This is a genomic window from Amycolatopsis thermoflava N1165 (assembly GCF_000473265.1).
In the GTDB taxonomy this organism is placed as follows: Bacteria; Actinomycetota; Actinomycetes; order Mycobacteriales; family Pseudonocardiaceae; genus Amycolatopsis_E; species Amycolatopsis_E thermoflava.
Genome location: NZ_KI421511.1, coordinates 3,304,591 through 3,325,402 on the forward strand (window position 1 = coordinate 3,304,591; position 20,812 = coordinate 3,325,402).

Consider the following 20,812-nt stretch of genomic DNA (forward strand, 5'->3'; position numbering starts at 1 on the left):
ACAGTTCCGGAAAGGTGTAGCGGACGGGCAGCGGATGCCGATCCCAGCGCCGTGGTTCTCCCGGATCAGTCCGTGCGGCGCCCGAGGCTCCCGCCCCGCTGCGACGTCTTCCTGACCTTCCCCCACGCCGACCTCGGCGCCGTCGCCGGGGCGGCCGGGCTCGAGCAGGAGTTGCGCGAGCGCGGGTTGACCGTGCGGTTCGACGACGATCCGGACGGCCCGGACGTGGTCACCGCCGCGACCGCGGAGGTGCTGGCGGGCGCTCACCTGTTGCTCGCCGTGCATTCGCGGTCCCGGCCGTTGAGCGGGCCCCGCCAGTGGGCGCTGATCACGACCTTCCTGGCCGCGTCCGGTGGCGGCTCGCGCCGGGTGCTGGCCCTGTCGGCGGACGGGGACGTCGCGCACCTGGTTCCGGCGGAACTCGCCCAGTGCGTCGTCCCCATGCCCGGGAGCGCGGCCGAACTGGCCAGGGTGGTGCGCGAACGATGGCCCGGGGAAAGCCCTGCGACCGATCAGTTCGCAGGCCGCCACGAGGTGTTCTGGAGCATCCACAAAGCCCTCTGCGGCGCCCGGTTCGCCGTCGGCGCGGCGCCGGCCACACCGGCCGCGGTGATCTGCGGAGCGCCCGGTTCAGGCAAGACCGCCACGGCCGAGCGGTACGCGACGCTCTTCCGGGACGCCTACCCCGGCGGAACCGTCCGCACCGGACCGTTCGGTCACCTCGATCCGGGGGACTTCCTGTCGCTGTTCCACCTCACCCTGTCGGCCACACTGTCCCGGCGGTTCGCGGTGGACACGACCGGGCTCACGCTCCCCCAGCTGCGACGGCTCGCCGCCGAACGGATCGACGAGCCCACCCTCGTGCTCGTCGACGACGTCCCCGCCGGCTTGCCACCCGCTGTCCTGGACCAGATCGTGCTGCCCACCGCGCGGGTGGCGACCCTGGTGACGGCACGCGTGGCGCAGCGGGCCTGGGCCGCCCCGGCGATCGGCCTCGCCGGCCTGGCGCCGTCGGACGGGCTCCGCCTGTTCGACGGCATCCGCCCGCTGCGCGGGGACGAGCGTGATGCCGTCCGCGGGCTGGTCGACCGCTGCGACGGGCACCCCTTCGCGATCCGCGCCAACGCCCACCTCCTCCGCGGCCGGCCGGGCACGCTGGACGCGGAGGTGCTGGCGGCCCGCCCGAGCACCGCTCCGCAGGCGATCCTCGACCTGATCGGCGAGCTTCCGGCGGTCGCACGGAGGCTCGTGCTGCTGGGGACCGTGCTCGCGCCGGTCCCGATCCCCACCGGCTTCGCCGCCGAGGCGCTCGGGCTGTCCACTGACGCCGTCACCGTTGCCGTCGGGGAACTCGTGGCACGCGGCCTCGCCCGGCCCGACCCCGGCTGCCTCCGGCTGCACACGCTGGTTCTCGAAGTCGCCCGCAGCGCGTTCCCGCACGCCGAGCCGGATGCCCTGGTCACCGGCGCCGCACTTCGCCTGCTGGCGGACGACCCCCGGCATCGGGTGCTGCTGCTCCAGCACGCCAGGGCACTCGCGGAGCGGACGACCGGGCCCAGGGCGGCCCTGCTGCGTCCCGTCGCGGCCGCCTACTCCGCCCTCGGCGATCACGCGGCGGCGGGCGAAGTGCGCGCCGCGATCCTGGCAGGCAACGCCACCGCCGCCGACTACGCCGACGCCGCCCGCGTGGAGATCGACTGCGGCCTGTACGCCCAGGCGGTCCGGCACGCTCGGCACGCGATGGCGGCCGCCGCCGACGAGACGGTCCGGTACGAAGCCGGCCTGACCGCCGCCGAGGCCCTGGACTGCCAGGGTGACTACGCCGCGGCGGACGAGGTGTTCTGGCGGCACGACGCGATCCGGTGGCCGCGCGGGCCGGAACAGCGGCTCCGCGCGATCACCGCGCTCGCCAGGGCCCGGCGTTTCCGGGGCCGCCCGGACCGCGCCCTGCCGTTGTTCGACGGGGCGCACGGACTCCGCGCGGACGCCGACCGCACGGCGGCGATGGAACTCGAGCACGCGCGGAACCTGCTCCTGATGGGCAGATCCCGTCCCGCCCGTGACCTGGCGGCCGACGTGGCCGGCGCGTACCGGCGACGGGGCCGCCACCACCACAGCGGCCACGCCGAAGCGCTGCTGCTGTGGGCGGACGCGGCGCTGGCACTGGACATGGAGCACCTGCGCACACCGGACGAGCCGGCCGTCCTGCGGGACCTCACGGCGAAGTACCGCGAGCAGGAGGGCGCCGGAAGCCCGCTCACCCTGGCCGCGTCAGTGCCGCTGGCTCGCGCGATGATCGCCGCCGGCCGCGCCGAGGAGGCGCTCGAAATCCTGTCCGTCACCGAAACGGTCCTCCTCGGCGAGTTCGGTGACAACAACCCGCTGCGGTACCGGGTTCGCCACGCGATCGCGTCGAGCCACGGGCGGCTGGGCGACTTCGGCCGTCAGGCCCGGGTTCTGGACGACATCGTGGCCGGACAGGGACGGCTTCTCGGCCTGCGACACCCCGAGACCCTGGCGACCCGCCTCGACCTCGGCATGGCACTGGCCTTGGCGGACCCCGCGTCGCGGAACCACGCCACCAGGATCGTGGACGAGGCGGCCGCCGACGTGCGCCGCACCTTCCGAGCGCCTCGCGCACTGTCCGCAAAGGCCACTGCGGCGCGGGCCGCGGTACGGACGCGGTGAACCCGGTCAGCCCGCGGCGACGGGGCGCCAGCGCACGCCGTAGGCGAAACCGGGCACCAGGTGGCGGAACTGCTCGTGGACCTCGCCGGCCTCGTCGGGCTCGATCGGCGTGCCGCGAGCGGAGTGGTCACGGGCGTCGTCCTGGAACGCCTTGTCCAGTCGCACGACCTCGGCAGGCAGCGGCCGGGCGAAGCGGATGTGCAGGTCGAACAGGTCGCAGGGGTGCCGCGGCACGCACACGTAGTGGGGCTGGCGCAGGCCCGCGCGGAACCGCAGCGCGATGTCGTGCCGGTCGCCGCGGCGGAGGCGGCCGGGCGGCCGGAGCGCGAGACCGATCCGGTCGCTCGACTCCATGCGCCGCCCGGTCAGCACGCCCCCGTAGAACACGTCGACCTGCAGGTCCGTCTCCCGCAGTGGCGTGGTGTCCGGCCCCGCCGAGGTCAGGGTCAGCGCCAGGTCCAGCTCGTCGATCTCGTCCGCGTCGACGACCACCCGCCGGAACTCGAACGCCTCCGGCACCGGCTGGTCGAGCGCGAGCGCCACGCGGAGCTCCTCGGTGTGCCAGCTCCGGCTGGGTGCCGGCGCCTCCGCGGGCTCGGCGCCGGCCACCGCGAGTTCGGCGAGCCGGTCGATGCCCTCGTCGATGCGCCGCCGGACCGTGCGGGCGTCCCGGTCCAGCGTCTGCGCGGCCCAGTGCACGCGTTCCTGGTAGAAGGGGTGCCGCGCCTGCTCGTGCAGCGCGAACGCGGCCAGCAGCGACGTCCGCAGGTCGTCCGGCAGCGCCCCGATGAGCGTCCCCAACCGGTCTGACACCTTCTGCCGGACCACCGCGGCATTGTCCGCGGCGGAAATGCCGCACACCGCGTGCAATGCCGGTCCGACGCGGTCCGCCAGCCGGTTCGCGGAAACCCCTCGCCCCTTTCGCAGAATCTTCAGCTCCGCAGCCACGTCCGTCGTGCTGACGCTCACCCGTCCTCCCGCAGTTTCCGGCGCGATTCCACATCCTGGCCAGCCCTGCGCGCGTTGTCCAGCAGCGGCGCGCGGGGCCGCGCGATCGTCACCGCCCGTTTTCCGTTTCCCACTGACGCCGGAAACAGGAAACTCCTTGTCGGGCACACCCCGGGAATCGCATTCTTGGTGAGCCGCTGGAAATCCGCGGCAAAACCCTTCGAACCACGGAATTCCGTGTTCTCGAGTGCCGCCCCGGCACGTCCTGGAAAAGGAGACGAAAATGAAAGTCGTCTGCTCGTTTTCGCTGCTCCTGCGAATCGCCTTCTGGTTGACGGTGCTGGCCGTCGTGCTGGGCGTGTCGCTGGGACACCGGCCCGCGGCGGCGCCCCTGAGCCACCCGGTTTCCGTGGTCGGCGAGTCCGGGGAGGAGGTGCCGCAATGCAGACCCACGCCGTCGAACTGATCGTGACCCTGCTGACCATCGTCTTCGGCTGAGGCCGCGATGTGGTGTGAAGACCGGCTGTGCGCGCAGCTGCCGGCCGGGTCCGCGGACCCGGCCGGCCACCCGGGCGGACGCTGTGCGCGGCGCCTCCGCCGGGCCATACTGATCGTCCGACAGGGGTGGAGCCTGATGACCGAGCGAGCGACATTCGGCGCCGAATTGCGCAGGCTCCGCCGCGCGGCGGGAATCTCGCTGACCGAACTCGCGGACCGCGTGCACTACAGCAAGGGCTACCTCAGCAAGGTCGAAACCGGCCGGACCGCCCCGAATCCCTCGCTCGCCGCACTGTGCGAGGCCGAACTCGGCGCGCCGGGAGCGCTGACCCCGCTGCTGCCCGGTGCGGCCCCTCGGCGCCGCACCCGGCCCGACCCCCGCCCCTCGGGCCTGCCGCCTGCGGTGAGCACCTTCGTCGGCCGAGACGAAGAGCTTTCCAGGGTGCGCCAGGCGCTGGAGGCCGACGGCGGCGTCTGCGTGATCTCGGGTCTGGCCGGTGTCGGCAAGACGGAACTCGCGGTCCGGTGCGCGCACCGGTTCGAGGCGTCGTTCGCCGACGGCTGCCTGTTCGTCGACCTCCGCGGGCCCGGCGGCAGGGCGGCGGAGCCCCCGGAGGTGCACGACCGCCTGCTCCGGGCCCTCGGTGTGCCGCCCGAAACGATCCCGGCCGACCCCGACGACCGCGCGACCCTGTACCGCGCCCGGCTGCGGGGCCGCAGTGTCCTCCTCGTCCTGGACAACGCGGTGAGTTCCGCGCAGGTCCGGCCCCTGCTGCCGGCCGAGCCGAAATGCCGGGTGCTGATCACCAGCCGGTCCCGGCTCGCCCCGCTGGACGAGGCGGTGCAGGTTCCGCTGGACGTGTTGTCACCCGCCGCCGCGGCAGAGCTCTTCAACTCGGTCGCGCGCACCGAGCCCGGCGACACGGTGACGCGGATCGTGAGCCGCTGCGGACACCTGCCGCTGGCCGTGCGCATCGCCGCCGCGCGGCTGCGCACGCGTCCGGCGTGGGACGTGCGGGAACTGGACCGCAGGCTCGCCGATACGAACGCCCGCCTGCGCGAGCTCGACGACGGTGAACGCAGTGTGCGTGCCGTGTTCGAACTGTCGGCACAGCAGCTTGCCGCCGACGAAGCCCGGCTGCTCGGCCTGCTGGCCCTGCACCCCGGACTCGAATTCGACCTCGGATCGGCGAGCGCGCTCGGCGGCCACGAGGACCACGAGACCGACCGGCTGCTCGATCGCCTCTACGACGCGCACCTCCTCAGCCAGCCGTCCGCGGGCCGCTACGCGTTCCACGACCTGGTGAAGTCGTTCGCCCGCGAGCACATCCTCGCCACGCTCGACCGGCCGGACGTGGCGCGGGCACAGCGGCGCCTGCTCGACTTCGCCGTGCGGACCACGCAACTCGCGGATCGCCTCATCGCGCCGCTGCGGTTCCGGCCCACCGTCGAGATGCCCGGTGACGCACCCGCGCCCGCGGATCTGGCGACCGAACAGGAGGCGCTGGACTGGTTGCGGCTCGAATGGCGCGCCCTCGCCACGCTGTGCCGCACCGCCGGGGAGGACGGTCACCACGCGCGGTGCTGGCAGCTCGCGTACTTCCTGCGGAACTACTTCTTCCGGATCAAGGCCTGGGACACCTGGTGCGACACGCACCGCGCCGCCCGCGCCGCCGCGGAGGCGGCCGGTGACCGGTGGGCCCTGGCCGCCACCACCGCGAACCTCGGGGTCGGCCTGATCGACCGCGGTGACATCCGGGACGCGTCGGAGTGCTACCGGGAGGCGCTGGCGCTCTACCGTGAGATCGGCGACGAACACGGGGAGAGCACCGTGCTCGCCCACCAGGCGTGGGCCAGGCACTACCTGGGCGATCACCGGGGAGCGCTGGCGGACCTGCGCGAGGCCCTGGAGTTCTACGAACGGGTGGGCAACGCACGCAACGCCGCGATCACCCGCCGCGGCATGGCGCTGGTCCTGACCGCGCTGGGGCGGGCCGCCGAAGCGGCCGAGCTCGCCGCCGCCACGCTCGACGTGTTCGACCGGCTCGACCTCGGCTTCGACGCCGCGATGACCCTCAACTGCCTGGGGTGGGCGTACTTCCACCTCGCCGACCACGCGCGCGCCGGCGCCGCCTACCGGGACGCGCTCGCGCGGGCGGAGGCCTGCGGAAGTCCCCACGAGGTTGCCCGCGCCTACACCGGTCTCGGCAACATCGCCAGCGCACGCGGTGACCACGAGCAGGCAGTCGAATGGTGGGAACTGGCGGACGAAGCACACCCGGCCCTCGACCCGCTCATCATCGGCGAGGCGCGGGTGCGTGGGGCGTGACCGGCACGCCGTCAAGGCAAGAGGGGTGCGACGCGTCGCGCCGCACCCCTCTTGCCGGGTCGTTCGTCAGTTCTCGGCCGCCGCGGCGGCGGCCTTCTCCTGCTTCGCCTGGCGGCGGGCCTTCGCCGCCAGGATCGCCGGGCTGATCTTGCCGGTCTCGGCCGGCTTGCGGGGCTCCGGCGCGTCCGGGATCTCCTCCGCAGGGGTCTCGTCCACATCGGACTCCTCGACCGTTCCAGCGTCCACGATCTCGGCGACCGGAGCGTCCTCATCGGACTCCGTGGTCGCCGCTTCGTCGTCCGTCCCGGTCGGCAGCAACGGGAGGGCGGGCGGGTGGAGCTCCGGGGTGCGCGCGGCCTGCTCGGCCGCCGAGTCGATGATCTCGCCGATCCGCACCAGCTGCGCGAGCAGCGTCTGCCGGGTGTCGCGCAGGCGCTCGACCTCCTGCTCGGCCCGGCGGATCATCGCCAGCGCCTCCTCGTTCGCCTGCTTCGCCAGGTCTTCACGCTGACGGCGGGCCTCGTCGGCCTGGTCCTCGTACGCCTTGCGGATCTCCGCGGCGTCCTTTTCGGCCTGTTCGCGGATCTCCCGCGCCTCCACCTCGGCCTGGGCGATGATCCGCTCGACCCGGGCGCCGATGTTGCCGGAGCCCACCACCTGCAGCGGGACCGACGTGTCACCGCCCAGCTCGGACAGGCGCCGCTCCTTCTCCTCCAGCTCGCTCGCCAGGTGCCCGGCCCGCGCGCGCAGCCGGCGGATGTAGGCGTCGACCTCCCGGCGGTCGTAACCACGCAGAGCCGCCGAGAAGTTGATCTCGCGCTCGGCCAGGATGTCATTGCCACCGCTGTTGACCATGTCCCCGAGTCTCGATCGCGCCACCCGGCCCTGCAAACGGCTGTTCCCCGTTCGGCTGAAGATCAAGGCGTGCCGGCTGCCCTCGGCGCACCGCCACCGGCCATCGCACCGTGACGACCGCGCGTTCCGCACACTCCGTTCGTGCGGACCGCGGCCCGGAACGCCCGGAAGCGACTGCCCGCCGTGAGCACCAGGCCCGCATCGGTCACCGGTACGGGTGGTATCACGCTTCCGGCGAGACCGATACCGGCCGGCGGAGCACCTTTCGTCCCCCGGCCCTACCGCGCCGGCGTGAGCCGGAGGACAGTGGGGCCAGGTCTCGTCATTGCCCGGGCAGCGACGCCGACCAGGTCCCCGGTGGTTCAACCCGAGTGCCCCGGGGGCCGCCTATTCGGCGCCCTCCACGACCGGCGGCTTGCGCACCAGCGCCACCATCGCGGCGCTGAGCAGGCCGGCGACGGCGAACACCGCGAACCCGAGCCCGGACAGCCGGCTCGCCACCAGGACGCCGCCCAGCCACGGCCCGAAGACCGCACCGAACCGCCCGATGCCGGACACCCAGCCCAGCGCCGTCGCGCGCACGCCGGCCGGGTAGTGGGCGCCGACGCTGGAGTAGATGAGCGTCTGGGCGCTGAACAGCCAGCCGCCGGTCAGGAACACCACGACGTAGGTCAGCGGCAGCGGCATCCGGACCGCCAGCAGCGCCACCCCAGCCGCCGTGAGCGTGAACCACAGGATCGCCACCGGCCGCGCCCCGAACCGGTCCGCCAGGCGCCCCGCGACGAGCATGCCCGCGATGCCGCCGATGTTGATCACCAGCAGGAAGCTGACCGCGGACCCGAGGTGGTAGCCGTTGGCGCGCATCATCGTCGGCAGCCAGGTGTTCACGCCGTAGACCAGCAGCAACCCGCCGAACGAGGCGATCCAGAACAGGATCGTGGTGAGCGCGACGGACGAGGTGAACAGCGCGCGGAGGCTGCCCGGCCGCCGCTCGGTGCGCTCCGGTTCGAACGGCTCGATCGCGACCCGGTAGCGGTCGGCGATCGCCTGCGCCGTTGCCCGCTTGCCCCTGGCCAGCAAGTAGGTCATCGACTCCGGCAGCATCAGGTGGACCACCGGCAGCACCACCAGCAGCGGCAGCGCGCCGAACCAGTACACCGACCGCCAGCCCAGCGACTCGACCACCGACATCGCGAGCGCGCCGGCGATCGCGCCGCCCGCCTGGTGCGCGGTCATCACGATGGTGACGCTCAGGTTCCGGCGCCATGGCGGCGCGTACTCCATGACCATCGCGATCGCCGACGGCAGCAGCCCGCCGAGGCCGACGCCGGCCACGAACCGCGCGGCGCCGAACACCTCGACCGACGGCGCCGCCGCGCAGGCCGCGGAGGCGAGCGAGAAGACCACGACACCGGTCAGGATGATCTTGCGCCGGCCGATCCGGTCGGTGACGATCCCGGACCCGAGCGCGCCGAGCAGCATGCCGAACGTGGTGAGGCTGCCGATCGTCCCGCCGGTCACGGCGGTCAGGCCGAAGCCCTCGTCGGCGAGCACGCCGGGCAGGGTCGCGCCGTAGACGAACAGGTCGACCCCGTCCAGCAGCACGAGGACCCAGCACAGGGCGGTGACCCGGAACGACAGCCGGGCGACCGCCGGATCTCTTTGTTCCAACACGGACATCGGTGTCCCTCTCGTCGTCGAGGCGGTTGACGGTGACGGGCAAGGTACTCCGCACACGATCGTGCCCACAAGATTGTTGACAATTTTGGCCGCAAAAAGCATCCTGGCTTGAGCACGACCCGAAGCGAGGAGAGAAAGCCATGCCACAGCCGGCCACCGGCGCCGAGGAGGTCCCGGCGTGAACAAGGTGATCGTCACCGACCCGCCCCGCGCCGACGGCGACGACGTCGCCGCGCTCGCGGAGTTCGGCGTCGCGACCGTGCACGAGGCGCTGGGCCGCACCGGCCTGCTCGGCCCGGACCTGCGGCCGATCCAGGACGGCGCCCGCATCGGCGGCACCGCCGTGACCGCCCTGTGCTGGCCGGGCGACAACCTGATGATCCACGCCGCGGTCGAGCAGTGCCGCCCCGGCGACGTCCTGGTCGTCACGACCACGTCGCCCTCGACGGACGGGCTGTTCGGCGAGCTGTTCGCCACCGCCCTGCAGCACCGCGGGGTCCGCGGGCTCGTGATCAACACCGGGGTGCGCGACGTCGCGGACCTGCGCGCGATGGGGTTCCCGGTGTGGTCGGCCGCGGTGAGCGCGCAGGGCACCGTCAAGGCGACCGCGGGCTCGGTCAACGTGCCGGTCGTGATCGGCGGGCAGGCCATCCGCCCTGGCGACGCGATCCTGGCCGACGACGACGGCGTGCTGTGCGTGCCACGTGAACTCGTCGGCGAGGGGCTGCGCGCGTCGCGGGCCCGCGCGGACAAGGAAGAGGCCACGCGGCAGGCGTTCCGCGCCGGCGAGCTGGGCCTGGACCGCTACGGGCTGCGCGAGAAGCTCGCCGACCTCGGCGTCCGGTACCTGACGGCCGAGGAGTACGCGAAGCTGGAGCGCGAATGAGCGTGCGGTGCATGCTGATGCGGGGCGGCACGTCCAAGGGCGCCTACTTCGTCGCCTCGGACCTCCCCGCCGATCCCGCCGAGCGCGACGATCTGCTGCTGCGGATCATGGGCACGCCCGACCCGCGGCAGCTCGACGGGCTCGGCGGCGCGCAGCCGGTCACCAGCAAGGTCGCGATCGTCTCCCCCGCCGAGGGCGACCGGGACGTCGACTACCTGTTCCTGCAGGTCGGAATCGAGGATGCGACGGTTTCGGACCGGCAGACGTGCGGAAACCTGCTCGCCGGCGTCGGTCAGTTCGCCGTCGAGCGCGGCCTGGTGCCCGCCCGTGGCGACCGCACCAGCGTGCGCGTGCGGATGGTCAACACCGACTCGATCGCGGTCGCGACGTTCGCCACCCCTGGCGGCCGGGTCGACTACCAGGGCACGACGGCGATCTCCGGCGTGCCCGGCACCGCCGCGCCGGTCGAGCTGGAGTTCACCGGCACCGAGGGATCGGTGTGCGGCAGCCTGCTGCCCACCGGGAACGCCGTCGACGAGATCGGCGGCATCCCGGTGACCTGCGTGGACAACGGGATGCCCGTCGTCGTGGCGCGCGCCGCCGACTTCGGGATCACCGGCTACGAGGCGGCGGACGAGCTGACGGGGCTGGCAGACCGGATCCAAGAGCTGCGGCTGGACGCCGGGAAGCTGATGGGGCTCGGCGACGTCAGCGGCGCGTCGGTGCCGAAGACGACGCTGGTGGCCGCGCCGCGCGACGGCGGCGCCATCTGCACCCGGACGTTCATCCCGCTGCGCCCGCACCCGTCGATCGGTGTGCTGGGCGCGGTGAGCGTGGTGACCGCGCTGATGCTGGACGGCGCGGCCGGGCACGAACTGTTCGCGGCGCCGCCGCCCGGTTCGCCGGTCGGCGTCGAGCACCCGAGCGGCACGCTGGAGGTCGGGGTCGAACTGGCGCCCGGGCCCCGCGTGGTGCGCTCGACCGTCATCCGCACCGCGCGGAAGTTGTTCGACGGCACCGTTTTTCCCCGTCCCTGACACATCCTGGAAGGCACCGATGCCCCACCTCGAACCCTCGCCCCGGCACGAGATCGCGCACCTCGGCCACGTCGAGCTGTTCACCCCGGAACCGGAGAAGAGCCTGGCCTTCTTCGTCGACGTCCTCGGCCTGACGGAGAACGGCTCGCGGGGCGATTCCGTCTACCTGCGCACGTGGGACGACTACGAGCACCACAGCGTCAAGCTGACCGCCGCGAAGACCTCGGGCGTGGGGCGGACCGCGATGCGCGCGTCGAGCGAGGAGGCCCTGAAGCGGCGGGTCGCGGCGATCGAGGCGCGCGGGCTGGGCATCGGCTGGGCCGACGGCGACACCGGGATCGGGCCGACGTACGTGTTCCGGGACCCGGACGGGCACGAGATGGAAATCTACTGGGAGACCGAGAAGTACGACCCGCCCGAGCACCTGCGGCCGTCGCTGAAGAACCAGGCCCAGGCGTACCCGGCGCGCGGGGTGTGCGTGCGGCGGCTCGACCACGTCAACTACCTGGCCCAGGACGCGGCGGCGAACGGCGGCTTCATCTGCGACGCGCTCGGCGGACGGGTGACCGAGCAGATCCAGCTGGACAGCGGGGTGATTTCCGGGCAGTGGACGCACTTCGCGCAGAAGTCCTACGATCTGGTCTACACCAATGACTGGACGCGCTCGTCCGGGCGGCTGCACCACATCGCGTTCGCGACGGACACGCGGGAGGACATCCTGCGGGCGGCGGACATCGCGCTGGACAAGGGCGTGTTCATCGAGACCGGGCCGCACAAGCACGCGATCCAGCAGACGTTCTTCCTGTACGTCTACGAGCCCGGCGGCAACCGGATCGAGCTGTGCAACCCGACCGCGCGGCTGATCTTCGCGCCGGACTGGGAGCCGGTGACGTGGACCGAAGCCGAGCGGGCGAAGGGCCAGGCGTGGGGCCTGAAGACGATCGAGTCGTTCCACACGCACGGGACGCCACCGGTGGCGGGTTGAGGCTGTTGTTGGACCGGGTCCCATAGCCGGCGCACAGGTTGTTCTGCGGGCGCTCTCAGGCCGGCCGGTCACGATGTGAGCCCGGACAGGAGGACGCCCGTGCACGACGACAAGCCCCGCGACGAACCGGCGGCCACGTCCCCGGCAGACGACGTGACCACACGCGGGCCGGCACCGCTCGCGGCTCCGGCCGGCGATGCGGCCGCTGCGGCGGCCCCTCGCGCCACGGCCGCGGGCGGGGCCGCGCAGGCACCACCCACCACTCCGGGCGAAGCCGCGCAGGCACCACACGCCGCCTCCGCAGGCGAGGCCACCACGCTCCCGCAGGCACCACACGCAGCTCCAGCCGCGGATGCGGCCACCTCCGCGGCACCACCACTCGCCGCGGCCGCCGGCGGGACCACACCCCCGCAGGCACCTCCCACCACTCCGGGCGAAGCCGCGCAGGCACCGCATGCAGCTCCAGCCGCGGATGCGGCCACCTCCGCGGCGGCACTGCACGCGGCCCCCGCCAGGAACGCGGCCGCGGCGGCGGCACCTCCTGCCGCGGCTGCCGCTCTTCCAGTCGTGCCGTCCGGCGCTCCCCCGCGGCCCGACAAGCGGCGCCTGGGGATCGGCGTCGTGGCCGGGGTCGCCGCGGTTGTGCTCGTCATCGGGGGCGTGGGTGGCTTCGCGATCGGGCGGGCGACCGCGGGTTCCGATGACGGCGGGCGCCCCGGCTACGGGCAGTTCGACCGGATGCCGCGCGGCTACGGTGAGCCGCCGGGCTTCGGGGAGCGCGGTCAGTACGGGCGCGGGTCGGACAACGGCGGGTCCAACACCTGAGTCTTCGCCCCACGACCGGGCGGAGCGCCGCAAGCCGGGCTCAGGACGCGGGCGTCACCGGGGCCATCCAGATCCCCACGATGGCGTCGATCATGCCGGTCGCCGCGTCGTGCCAGTTCTGCCTCGGCGTCGCGGTTCCGTCGGCGAGCGCGCGCTCCCGCTCCGCGTTCATGTGCACCAGCAGCTGGCGCATCATGGCGCTCCGCTCGGCGCGCACCTCCGGCGGCAGCTCCGGCAGGCACCGCTTCAAACCCTCCAGCGTCTTCACCATCGACGGCGAAGACAGGGCGTCGTCGGCGAAGATGTCCCGCAGCGCGGGGTCCGTGGTGACCTGCGCGCTGAACCGGGCGAACCAGGTCGGGTTTCCCAGCGCCGCCAGGTGTTCCGCGGCCGGCCGCACCATGCACGCGATCCAGTCGCGCGGGTCGTCGGACTCCCCGGCCTCGGCCACCATCCGGTCGCGGATCCGCTCCATCTCGGCGGTGTGCTTGCGGACGATCGCCCGCACCAGGTCGGCCTTCGTGCCGAAGTGGTAGCCGACCGCGGCCGTGTTGCCCTGCCCCGCCGCCTCGCTGATCTGCCGGTTGGACACCGCGTACACGCCGTGCTCGGCGAAGAGCCGCTCGGCCGTCGTGAGGATCGCCTCGCGGGTGGCGGTGACGCGGTCGGACCGGGCCGTCTTCGTCGTCATCGCCACCACCCGCCGGTCCAAGGACGGGCCAGGCGGCCCGTGTCCAGGCATTTTACCGATCACCCGTAATCACCCTAACCAGGCCTGCTACGCTAAGTCAATCGATTGATTTAACCTCGACCGGAGGCCCGGCAATGCCCTCTGCCCCTGCCCGCCACGCGGGCGACCCGGCGCCACCCGTGGCCCGGACCGGCCGCGTGGTCGCCGTGCTGGCGTTCACCGGCATCGTCGTCTCGCTGATGCAGACCCTGATCATCCCGCTGGTCCCCGAGCTGCCCGGCCTGCTGGGCGCGTCGTCGGCGGACACCGCGTGGGCCATCACCGCCACGCTGCTCGCCGCCGCGGTCGCCACCCCGACCGTCGGGCGCCTCGGCGACATGTACGGCAAGCGGCGGATGCTGCTGGTCAGCGTCGTCCTGCTGATCGCGGGATCGGTGACCTGCGGACTGTCGAGCAGCCTGGTGCCGATGATCGTCGGCCGCGCGCTGCAGGGCCTGGCCTCCGGCGTGATCCCGCTGGGCATCAGCATCATGCGCGACGAGCTGCCCGCCGAACGGCTCGGCTCGGCGACCGCGATGATGAGCGCCTCCCTCGGCGTCGGCGGCGCGCTCGGCCTGCCCGCCGCGGCGCTGATCGCCGAGAACGCCGACTGGCACGTGTTGTTCTGGACGGCCGCCGGCCTCGGCGTGGTCGCGTTCCTGCTGGTGGTGTCGTTCGTGCCGGAGTCGTCGGTGCGCACCGGCGGGCGGTTCGACCTGCCCGGCGCGCTCGGCCTGTCGGTCGCGCTGCTGTGCCTGCTGCTGGCGATCTCCAAGGGCGCGGACTGGGGCTGGGGCGACGGGCTGACCATCGGCCTGTTCGTCGCCGCCGTCGTGGTGCTGCTGGTGTGGGGCCGGTGGGAGCTGCGTGCGCGGGAACCGCTGGTGGACCTCCGCACCACCGCGCGCAGGCAGGTGCTGCTGACCAACATCGCGTCGGTGGTGTTCGGGTTCGCCATGTTCGCGATGTCGCTGGTGCTGCCGCAGCTGCTGCAGCTGCCGACGGCGACCGGGTTCGGGCTCGGCCAGTCAATGCTGGTGGCGGGTCTGGTGATGGCGCCGTCCGGTCTGGTCATGATGGCGACCGCGCCGGTGTCGGCGAAGATCTCCCGGACGCGCGGCCCGAAAGTGACGCTGATGCTCGGCGCGCTGGTGGTCGCGATCGGGTACGGGCTCAACATCGTGTTGATGGGCGAGGTCTGGCAGCTGCTGATCGCCTCGTGCGTCATCGGCGCCGGGATCGGCCTGTCCTACGGCGCGATGCCCGCGCTGATCATGTCCGCGGTGCCGGTGTCGGAAACAGCGTCGGCGAACAGCCTGAACACGCTGATGCGCTCGATCGGCACGTCCACCTCCAGCGCGGTGGCAGGTGTGGTGCTGGCGCAGATGACCGTCTCGCTGGGGCCGGTCGCCGTGCCGTCGCAGGACGGGTTCCGGGTGGTGCTGGCGATCGGCGCGGGCGCGGCTTTGGTGGCGCTGTTCGTCGCCGCGTTCCTGCCCGCGCGGCGGCGGGCCGCGGCCGGGCGGAGCGTGTCGGGCACCGTGCGCGGAGCGAGTGGCGCGGCGGTGGTCACGGTCACCGCGCACCGCGCGGACGGGAGCGTCGCGGCGAGCGCGGCGGCCGGTTCGGACGGCGGGTTCGCGCTGGCGGCGCTGCCCGCGGAGCCGCTGACGCTGGTGGCGGTGGAGCACCCGGCGGTGCACGAGACGGTTTCGGTCGGCGCCGGGGCCACGCAGCGGCACGACATCGACCTGGGCGCGCGGGAGGGACGGGCATGACCACGACGGCAGAGGTGACGCTGAGCGGACGGGTGCGCAGTGGACGGCGGGCGCTGCCGGACGTGACCCTGACGTTGACCGACCGGGTCGGCGCGCAGGTGTCCCGTGCTCGCACCGGCGCGGACGGGTCGTTCCGGCTCGGCGGGCTCGCGCCCGGCAACTACGTGCTGATCGTGTCGCGCGCGGGGTTCCAGCCGCAGGCGACGGTCGTCACGCTCGAGGCCGGGGCGGTGCCGTTGGACGTCACGCTCGAACCGGCGACCAGCGTGCGCGGCGTGGTGCGGGACCGGCACAGCGGGCGGCCGATCGCGACGGCGGCGGTGACGGCGGTCGGTGCGGGCGGCGAGGTCATCGCCAGCACGGTGTCCGATCCGGACGGTGGCTACCGGATCACCGGTATCGACGCCGGTGAGATCACGCTGGTGGCGGCCGCGCCGGGCGCCGACCCGGTGGCCACGGTGGTGCCGCTGGGCGGCGCGCGGGAGCACGAGGTCGACCTCGAGCTGGACACGCACAGCACCCTGACCGGCACGGTGACCGCAGGCGGCCGCCCGGTCGCCGGGTTGGCGCTGGAGCTGCGGGAGGCGTCCGGCCGCGCGGTGGCCACGGCGGTGACGGACGCGGATGGGACGTACCGGTTCGAGCGGGTGACTGCCGGGCAGTACACGCTGACGAGCACCGCGGGGCGCCCGGTGGTGACGACGATCCCGGCGGACGCGGTGACCGCGGAGCTGGTGCTGGAACGTCCTTAGTAGAGGATTGCGGCCGGGCTCGTGTAGCCGGATCGAGGCATTTGGCGCCTGTTGGTAACAGCGATGGCGCAAGGTGGGCGGCCACCGACCGGTGACCGCCCTCGCTGTCAGTGCCACGTCGTGCTGCACGAGGTCACCGCGGGCGGCGTCGAGCGCCCCGCCGGTCGCGTGACTCTGGTGGTGCAGCACGACGCGGTGCCGGCGCTGCTGCCGGTCACCGTGCGGGAGACGATCTCCCGGAAACCGTCCTCAGCCGGGACAATCTGCTCGACCCGTGGCACTGACGACCAGGAAGGAGCAGCCATGAATCCGGAGACAGCAGCCGGGGTGTTCACCGCGGCCAGATCGGAGTTCGCCGCCTGGTCGGGCCGTCTGTGGCGGCCGCTCGGCGAGATCCTCGCCGCGGTGGCGCGGCCACGGCCGGGCGAGCGCGTCCTCGACGCCTGCTGCGGCACCGGCGCCTCCGCGATCCCGGCCGCCCGCGCGGTGGGCCCCGACGGCGCGGTCGACGCCATCGACGTCGCCGAGGGGCTGCTCGACGAGGGGTGCCGGGAGGCGGCCGCCCTCGGGCTGGGCAACCTGCGCTTCACGGCCGCCGACGTGCTCACCTGGCCGCACGACGGCTACGACGTCGTGCAGAGCGCGTTCGGCGTGTTCTTCTTCCCGGACATGGACGCGGGCAGCCGACGCCTCGCCGGGCTGCTCAAGCCCGGCGGCCGGTTCGCGGTGAGCACCTGGCGGGCCGACGGCATGTCCCGCATCGTCCCGATCGGACGCGCCGCCGCGCTGCCCGACCGCCCGGAACTGGAGGACGCGCCGCCGCGGCCCAACCACAGCGCCCGCGTCGACACGGCGGGCAAGCTCGCGGACTGGCTGTCGTCGATCGGCCTGCGGGACGTCGAGGTGCGGGAAGTCGCCTACGTGCAGCCGCTGCACCCGGAGGACGCCTGGACGTTCTACCTCGGCTCGTCGATGCGCGGCTTCGTCAGCGGCCTGTCCGCCGAAGCGCTCGACCGCGTCCGCGCCCGCTTCTTCGACGGACTGCGCGAGGCCGGGCTCGACACGCTCGACGCGGGCGCGCTGATCGGTGTCGGACGACGGCCCTAAACCCACTTCGCCGTCATCACATCCGGTGAATCCGCGCCAAGACACCTCCCAGGAGGTTGAACCCTGTTCAGACTGTCCGCGGAGGTGGTGGCGTGGCGGACCGGGCCGAGGTGGACATCCGGACGGCGGTGGTGGACGACGAGGTCGTGCGCGTGCACGTCGCCGGGGAGGTGGACCTGCTGACGCTCCCGTCGCTGGCCGAGGCGCTCGCCGCGGCCGGGCGGCTCTCACCCCGGCTCATCGAGGTCGACCTGTCCGCTGTGGACTTCCTGTCGGTGTCCGGCGCCGCCGAGCTGGCCGAAACGGCGGCGCGGATCCCGGTCCAGGTCGGACCGGCCAGCCACGCGTCCAGGGTGGCGCTCGCCGCCGCGGGACTGGACCACCTGCTCGCCTGACAGGACAGTGCCGGTGACAGGACAGTGCCGGCCCTCCGAAGAGGGCCGGCACTCGAAGTGTGGTCCGGATCAGTACCAGTGTGCCCTGCCGCCGACCTTCCGGCCGGTGCCACCGAGGATCGCCAGTGCCGCACCCACGACCAGGAGCACGATCCCGATCGTCCAGATGATGTTGATGCCGGTCAGCAGACCGACGATGAGCAGGATGACGCCAAGAACGATCATGGCAACTCTTTCTGCCTGCAGGACGGGCCGCGCCGCCGGTCCTGCTCCGATGGGGACCAGCCAGCGATACCCGGACGGGTGATCAGGCAAACCCGGTACGCCCCGGTACGAAGCGAAGTTGCTGCGTCGCGACCACACCGTTGCGCCACGTAGACCAGCGAACCGGTCAGTACCCTTCCGCTCCGCCGTTGCGGCGCGGGTCCGCACAGGACCGCAGCAACCCGCCGTCCAGCGTGATGCCCTCGAAGTTGCCGGTCAGCGAATGCCACGGCCCGAGATCACGCAGCCACAGCCCGCGTTCGGCGCACCGCCGGCGGAACTCGCGGTCCACGCCCGGCGCGAACCCGTGCTCCAGCGTCACGCCCGGCAACCACCCGGAAGCCGGTTCGTGCGGCCGCACCCCGAAGCGCGGCGCCGCCACCGACTCCTCGATGGACATCCCGAAGTCCAGGAGGTTCACCAGGTTCTGCAGCACGCACGCCACCAGCGACACCGACGGCGAGCCGGACGCGACGACCGGCACGCCGTCCCGCAGCACCAGGTTGGGCGCCAGGTAGACGGTGGCCCGCTCCCCCGGCCACGGCATGCCGCGCTGGAAGAACGACCCCCCGCCGGAGAGCTGGAACCCCTCCGCGAACAGCCCGTTCACCCACGGCGAGGCCATGTGGGAGTGCGTGACCGAGGCGATGTTGCGCTGCTCGTCCACCACGGTGACGTGGATCGTCCCGGGCACCGGCGCCGGCACGGACGGCGGCAGCGCGCCGAGCCGGTCCAGCCGCCGGGCCGCGAAGTCCTTGGACAGCAGCGTTTCCAGGTCGGCGGCGGCCGTGCGCGGTGGCGCGTAGTACACCTCGTTGTGCACGGCGACCAGCAGGTCCAGTGTGTCCACGCACGCGTGCGCCGGGCCGCGCAGGTCCACCAGCTCCAGCATGTTGAGCGCCTCGATGAGCTGGCACCCGCCGTCGTCCGGCGGCGCGGAGGCCACGACCTCCACGTCCCGGTAGGTTCCACGCAGCGGCTCGGACCACTGCGCCTCGTACGCGGCGAAGTCCTCGGTCGTGATGACCCCGCCGCCGCGGGCGCACTCGGCGGCGAACGCCCGCGCGAAGTCGCCCAGGTAGTAGTCCAGGTCCTCGTCCCGCAGCCGTTCCAGCGTGCGCGCCACCCGGTCCTGCCGCAGGGTGCCGCCCGGCGCGACCAGGGTGCCGCCCGGCAGGAACGCCTCCCGGGCCTGCTCGTGGCACCCGAGTTCGGCCCGGTGCGCGTACATCTCGCCGAACAGATAGGGGTTGACCGCGAACCCGTCCCGCGCGAGCTGCACGGCGTCCCGCAGTAACCGATCGCGGGACAGCCTGCCGAACCGTTCGTGCGCGGCGCGGAAGGCAGGCCACCAGCCGGGGACGGGCACGCCCCGGCCGGTGGTCAGGTCGGCCCCGGTGAACCCGGGCAGCGGCGCGAGCGGGGCGGCGACGTTGCCGTTGAGGTAACTCGCCTCGCCGCTCGCGCCGTCCCAGTGCAGCATCTCCAGCCCGCCGGTCAGCGCCGTCATGTGTGGTTCGACCACCAGCTGGGCCGCCGCGGCCGCGAGCGCCGCGTCGGCGGCCGTGCCGCCGTCGCGGAGCACGTCGAGCCCGGCCCGCACCGCGAGCGGGTGCGAGGTGACCACCATGCCGCGCTCGGCCTCGACCGGTTCCTTCGGGCCATAGGCGGCCCGGCGGGCCAGCTCGTCCGCGGTGCGGGCGTCCATCAGGCCTCCGCCAGCGACTTGCGGCGCTGCTCGTCGACCGCGGCGGGCATCGCGAACAGGGCGACCAGGATCGAGACGGCGCAGATCGCCGTCATGTACCAGCCGAACGCGGCGTTGGTGCCGGTGACGTCGAACAGCCACACCGCGATCAGGCCCGCGGTCGAGCCCAGCGCGGTGGTGCCGATGTTGTAGTTCAGCGCCGACGCGCTCGCGCGCACCTCGGCCGGGAAGCTCATCACGTAGGCCGTCGTCAGCGGCGCGCCGACGAAGTTGTTGATGAAGGTGAACGCGACGACCGCGACCACCGCCAGCCACAGCGAGCCGGACCCGATGGCGAGGAACGTCGGCACGGTCAGCACGACGAACAGGCCGTAGCCGACCACAAGCGGGATCCGCGCGCCGTGCTTGTCGGCGAGCTTGCCGCCCCAGATCGCCGGGATCGGGCCGATCGCATAGGTCAGCAGGGAGGCGAGCAGCGCGTTGTTCTCGGCGAACCCGGCCTTCACCATCGCGGTGACGAAGTAGGCCTGGATGACGAACGACCCGACCCGCTGCCCGGCGCCGAGACCGATCGCCCGCAGCATCGCGCCCCAGTGCTCGCGCACGGCGGTGCGGAACGGCGTCTGCTTGACCTTGCTGCGCTCGGCCAGCTCGGCCATTTCCTTGAACTGCGGGGTTTCCTCCACGTGACGGCGGATGTAGATGCCGACCAGCGCCATCGGGATCGACAGCAGGAACGGGATGCGCCAGCCCCAGTCATTGAACGCCTGCGCCGGCATCACGGAGATCACCAGGTAGGACACCAGGGTGGCGAGCAGCGGACCGACCGAAGTGGACGCCACGGACAGTCCGGCGAGATAGTTGCGCCGGTTGCCGCGCTCGTGCTCGAAGATGAAGTTGGCGGCCGTGGTGTACTCCACGCTCGCGCCGATGCCCTGCAGGACCCGGCAGAACAACAGGATCATCGGCGCCGCGATCCCGATCGCCGCGTAGGTCGGCAGCAGCCCGATCCCGGCGGTGCCGACGCTCATCACCGCGATCGTCAGCAGCAGCACGAACCGGCGGCCCTTGAGGTCGGCCAGCGGTCCCAGCACGATCGCCGCCAGCGGCCGCAGCGCGTAGGACAGCACCACGCCCGCGTAGGTCGACAGCAGCGCGGCGGTCGCGTTGCCCTCCGGGAAGAACTGCCGGGAGATGATCACGGCCAGGGTGCCGTAGAGGCCGAAGTCGTAGTACTCGACGACGTTGCCGAGCATCGCGGACATGATCACCTTGCGCCGCGAGCGCAGGTCCGTCGAGGCGGGCGCGGACGCCCGCGTGTCGTGGTCGGTCAACGGATCTCCTTGC

At 73.0% G+C, this 20,812-nt stretch carries 18 protein-coding genes; 11 read left to right on the forward strand and 7 right to left on the reverse strand.

Annotation, left to right across the window (positions count from 1 at the left end):
- Positions 1-72 precede the first annotated feature (72 nt).
- The gene (locus tag AMYTH_RS0116520; protein WP_027931265.1) at positions 73-2,688 is read left to right on the forward strand and encodes a hypothetical protein; all 2,616 of its coding nucleotides are present in this window, start codon (positions 73-75) and stop codon (positions 2,686-2,688) included.
- 6 nt (positions 2,689-2,694) lie between these two features.
- Here the strand turns inward: AMYTH_RS0116520 and AMYTH_RS0116525 are convergent, their stop codons facing one another.
- Entirely contained in the window at positions 2,695-3,657 is a 963-nt protein-coding gene (locus tag AMYTH_RS0116525) for a hypothetical protein (RefSeq protein WP_027931266.1), read from the reverse strand.
- A 262-nt stretch (positions 3,658-3,919) separates the two neighbouring features.
- Here AMYTH_RS0116525 and AMYTH_RS0116535 point away from each other — a divergent pair, with 262 nt between their 5' ends.
- Both AMYTH_RS0116535 and AMYTH_RS0116540 read left to right on the forward strand, forming a co-directional pair.
- The gene (locus AMYTH_RS0116535) at positions 3,920-4,102 is read left to right on the forward strand and encodes a hypothetical protein (RefSeq protein ID WP_027931267.1); all 183 of its coding nucleotides are present in this window, start codon (positions 3,920-3,922) and stop codon (positions 4,100-4,102) included.
- 168 nt (positions 4,103-4,270) lie between these two features.
- On the forward strand, positions 4,271-6,463 hold the full coding sequence (locus tag AMYTH_RS0116540; protein WP_027931268.1) for an ATP-binding protein: 2,193 nt from the start codon (positions 4,271-4,273) through the stop codon (positions 6,461-6,463).
- Between the two features lie 66 nt (positions 6,464-6,529).
- Here AMYTH_RS0116540 and AMYTH_RS0116545 read toward each other — a convergent pair whose 3' ends face one another.
- Positions 6,530-7,318, reverse strand: a complete 789-nt coding sequence (locus tag AMYTH_RS0116545) for a DivIVA domain-containing protein (RefSeq protein ID WP_027931269.1) — start codon at positions 7,316-7,318, stop codon at positions 6,530-6,532.
- Between the two features lie 387 nt (positions 7,319-7,705).
- Complete coding sequence (locus AMYTH_RS0116550) at positions 7,706-8,998, reverse strand: MFS transporter (protein WP_027931270.1); 1,293 nt, start codon at positions 8,996-8,998, stop codon at positions 7,706-7,708.
- Positions 8,999-9,176: 178 nt separating this feature from the next.
- Here AMYTH_RS0116550 and AMYTH_RS0116555 point away from each other — a divergent pair, with 178 nt between their 5' ends.
- The 4 genes from AMYTH_RS0116555 (at position 9,177) to AMYTH_RS0116570 (ending at position 12,731) form a co-directional block, all read left to right on the forward strand.
- Positions 9,177-9,884 carry a 4-carboxy-4-hydroxy-2-oxoadipate aldolase/oxaloacetate decarboxylase gene (locus AMYTH_RS0116555; RefSeq protein ID WP_027931271.1) on the forward strand — a complete coding sequence of 236 codons (708 nt, stop codon included), beginning with the start codon at positions 9,177-9,179 and terminating at the stop codon, positions 9,882-9,884.
- Complete coding sequence (locus AMYTH_RS0116560) at positions 9,881-10,921, forward strand: 4-oxalomesaconate tautomerase (protein WP_027931272.1); 1,041 nt, start codon at positions 9,881-9,883, stop codon at positions 10,919-10,921. The genes AMYTH_RS0116555 and AMYTH_RS0116560 overlap by 4 nt, the downstream gene beginning before the upstream one ends.
- Before the next feature lie 19 nt (positions 10,922-10,940).
- The gene (locus AMYTH_RS0116565) at positions 10,941-11,906 is read left to right on the forward strand and encodes a VOC family protein (protein ID WP_027931273.1); all 966 of its coding nucleotides are present in this window, start codon (positions 10,941-10,943) and stop codon (positions 11,904-11,906) included.
- 567 nt (positions 11,907-12,473) lie between these two features.
- Entirely contained in the window at positions 12,474-12,731 is a 258-nt protein-coding gene (locus AMYTH_RS0116570) for a hypothetical protein (protein ID WP_157360617.1), read from the forward strand.
- Positions 12,732-12,771: 40 nt separating this feature from the next.
- Here the strand turns inward: AMYTH_RS0116570 and AMYTH_RS0116575 are convergent, their stop codons facing one another.
- The gene (locus AMYTH_RS0116575) at positions 12,772-13,422 is read right to left on the reverse strand and encodes a TetR/AcrR family transcriptional regulator (protein WP_027931275.1); all 651 of its coding nucleotides are present in this window, start codon (positions 13,420-13,422) and stop codon (positions 12,772-12,774) included.
- A 134-nt stretch (positions 13,423-13,556) separates the two neighbouring features.
- On the opposite strand from AMYTH_RS0116575, the gene AMYTH_RS45055 reads away from it, so the two are divergent.
- From AMYTH_RS45055 to AMYTH_RS0116600, 4 genes are all read left to right on the forward strand, one after another.
- Positions 13,557-15,239, forward strand: a complete 1,683-nt coding sequence (locus AMYTH_RS45055; protein WP_084022609.1) for an MFS transporter — start codon at positions 13,557-13,559, stop codon at positions 15,237-15,239.
- Positions 15,236-15,991 carry an MSCRAMM family protein gene (locus AMYTH_RS0116590; RefSeq protein ID WP_027931276.1) on the forward strand — a complete coding sequence of 252 codons (756 nt, stop codon included), beginning with the start codon at positions 15,236-15,238 and terminating at the stop codon, positions 15,989-15,991. Before AMYTH_RS45055 ends, AMYTH_RS0116590 begins: the two co-directional genes overlap by 4 nt.
- A 120-nt stretch (positions 15,992-16,111) precedes the next feature.
- Positions 16,112-17,098 carry a class I SAM-dependent methyltransferase gene (locus AMYTH_RS0116595; protein ID WP_228684824.1) on the forward strand — a complete coding sequence of 329 codons (987 nt, stop codon included), beginning with the start codon at positions 16,112-16,114 and terminating at the stop codon, positions 17,096-17,098.
- Between the two features lie 92 nt (positions 17,099-17,190).
- Positions 17,191-17,493 (forward strand): STAS domain-containing protein, encoded by a 303-nt coding sequence (locus AMYTH_RS0116600; protein WP_027931278.1) that lies wholly within the window; start codon positions 17,191-17,193, stop codon positions 17,491-17,493.
- A gap of 69 nt (positions 17,494-17,562) precedes the next feature.
- On the opposite strand, the gene AMYTH_RS49550 is transcribed toward AMYTH_RS0116600, so the two are convergent.
- From AMYTH_RS49550 to AMYTH_RS0116615, 3 genes are all read right to left on the reverse strand, one after another.
- Positions 17,563-17,718, reverse strand: coding sequence for a DUF6131 family protein (locus AMYTH_RS49550; protein WP_020422901.1), 156 nt, complete (start codon positions 17,716-17,718; stop codon positions 17,563-17,565).
- 166 nt (positions 17,719-17,884) lie between these two features.
- Positions 17,885-19,465: a gamma-glutamyltransferase gene (locus AMYTH_RS0116610; protein ID WP_027931279.1), complete on the reverse strand. Its 1,581-nt coding sequence runs from the start codon at positions 19,463-19,465 to the stop codon at positions 17,885-17,887.
- The gene (locus AMYTH_RS0116615) at positions 19,465-20,799 is read right to left on the reverse strand and encodes an MFS transporter (protein WP_027931280.1); all 1,335 of its coding nucleotides are present in this window, start codon (positions 20,797-20,799) and stop codon (positions 19,465-19,467) included. Before AMYTH_RS0116615 ends, AMYTH_RS0116610 begins: the two co-directional genes overlap by 1 nt.
- Positions 20,800-20,812: the final 13 nt, after the last annotated feature.

Excerpts from the sequence above, each read along its gene's own strand:
- AMYTH_RS0116535 (WP_027931267.1), top strand. The coding sequence starts at position 3,920 with ATGAAAGTCGTCTGCTCGTTTTCGCTGCTCCTGCGAATCGCCTTCTGG.
- AMYTH_RS0116540 (WP_027931268.1), top strand. The coding sequence starts at position 4,271 with ATGACCGAGCGAGCGACATTCGGCGCCGAATTGCGCAGGCTCCGCCGC.
- AMYTH_RS0116545 (WP_027931269.1), bottom strand. The coding sequence starts at position 7,318 with ATGGTCAACAGCGGTGGCAATGACATCCTGGCCGAGCGCGAGATCAAC.
- AMYTH_RS0116550 (WP_027931270.1), bottom strand. The coding sequence starts at position 8,998 with ATGTCCGTGTTGGAACAAAGAGATCCGGCGGTCGCCCGGCTGTCGTTC.
- AMYTH_RS0116560 (WP_027931272.1), top strand. The coding sequence starts at position 9,881 with ATGAGCGTGCGGTGCATGCTGATGCGGGGCGGCACGTCCAAGGGCGCC.
- AMYTH_RS0116565 (WP_027931273.1), top strand. The coding sequence starts at position 10,941 with ATGCCCCACCTCGAACCCTCGCCCCGGCACGAGATCGCGCACCTCGGC.
- AMYTH_RS0116575 (WP_027931275.1), bottom strand. The coding sequence starts at position 13,422 with ATGACGACGAAGACGGCCCGGTCCGACCGCGTCACCGCCACCCGCGAG.
- AMYTH_RS45055 (WP_084022609.1), top strand. The coding sequence starts at position 13,557 with ATGCCCTCTGCCCCTGCCCGCCACGCGGGCGACCCGGCGCCACCCGTG.
- AMYTH_RS0116590 (WP_027931276.1), top strand. The coding sequence starts at position 15,236 with ATGACCACGACGGCAGAGGTGACGCTGAGCGGACGGGTGCGCAGTGGA.
- AMYTH_RS49550 (WP_020422901.1), bottom strand. The coding sequence starts at position 17,718 with ATGATCGTTCTTGGCGTCATCCTGCTCATCGTCGGTCTGCTGACCGGC.
- AMYTH_RS0116610 (WP_027931279.1), bottom strand. The coding sequence starts at position 19,465 with ATGGACGCCCGCACCGCGGACGAGCTGGCCCGCCGGGCCGCCTATGGC.